Source organism: Brevibacterium metallidurans (assembly GCF_037101285.1).
In the GTDB taxonomy this organism is placed as follows: domain Bacteria; phylum Actinomycetota; class Actinomycetes; order Actinomycetales; family Brevibacteriaceae; genus Brevibacterium; species Brevibacterium metallidurans.
Genome location: NZ_BAAAAF010000068.1, coordinates 1 through 586 on the forward strand (window position 1 = coordinate 1; position 586 = coordinate 586).

At 57.2% G+C, this 586-nt stretch carries 1 protein-coding gene; it reads right to left on the reverse strand.

The features are described from left to right. Positions 1 to 22: 22 nt before the first annotated feature. Positions 23 to 586 (reverse strand): DUF2884 family protein (locus AACX88_RS17560; RefSeq protein ID WP_339394140.1); only part of this gene is annotated, 564 nt, incomplete at its 5' end.

Here is a 586-nt window from a genome sequence, read left to right on the forward strand (position 1 = left end):
GACTCGGGCCGCGAAATCTGAGTTACTTCAAAGAGCTGACCAGCGCTTTGCGGCTCTCTTCTAATGAGACCACCCGGCCGCAGACATCTTTGCCAAACTGCTGGAAATCGGCTTCCTGGTTTTTCCACTCATCCTGGATAGCCGTTTGCAGGCCGCCAAGGCTGCCGAGAATGCCCTGTAGCGGGTTGCCGCCGCCTTTGAGCACCGCTTTCGCGCCCATCTCGTTAATGCTGTCCTGCAAAATGCCGCCCATCGCCTGATTCACCAACTGCTGGCCATCGGCGCGAACCTGGTCAATAGCTTTATAGTGGAAAGTCAGGCCGTCGCTGCGGCGTTCGATAATACGGTTCATCTGCTCCTTCAGTTGCGCGTCCAGCTTGGTCAGGCGGCTGTGCATACTGCTGCTGGCGCCAACCTGTTCAGTGATGATTTTATCCAACGCCTTACGACCTTTTTCAACTCGCGAACGCGCGCCATCATCAATCCACGGCAGACTGCTGCGCAGACCCGCCTGGTAATCCTGCGCCTGTTCGCGCTGCGCGGCGCTCAGAGCATAAGCTTTACCGTTATAGGTCAGGTTGCCGTC